This window comes from Bacillus sp. AFS059628, assembly GCF_002571225.1.
Classification (GTDB): Bacteria; Bacillota; Bacilli; order Bacillales; family Bacillaceae_G; genus Bacillus_A.
In genome coordinates this window covers 1-353 of sequence record NZ_NVEC01000128.1, presented here as the reverse complement: position 1 = coordinate 353, position 353 = coordinate 1, and the positions used below count along the sequence as shown (strand labels likewise).

The following is a 353-nucleotide window of genomic DNA, read 5'->3' as shown; positions in this document are numbered from 1 at the left end:
TCGTGATTTTTCCTTGTTTTGAACTAAGGCATTCAACTTTTTTAAGTACTCATTTTCCATTTCAAGCTGTTTAATACGTGCTTCAAGTGCTTCGACTGACCCGTCAGCTAAAGCTTGTTTTAATTGTTTATTTGAATCTTTTTTCATGGATGGACGCCCCTTTTTCTTAGATTGAAGGGCATCAATTCCTTGTGTTTCGAGCTGTTTTTTCCAAACAGAAATCGTTGAAGGGGCAGGAATATTAAAGATAGCTGCCGTCTCAAATAAGGACATACCGTTTTCAATCATAAAGTTTAGTACGTCTAGTTTAAATTGTTGTGTGTAATTTGTACATCGTTTTAGAAAAGCTTCCA

The 353-nt window shown here is 35.4% G+C and carries 1 pseudogene; it reads right to left on the bottom strand.

The window, feature by feature from the left end:
* Window positions 1-353 (bottom strand): annotated as a pseudogene (locus tag COL05_RS29735) (transposase); the annotation flags it as partial.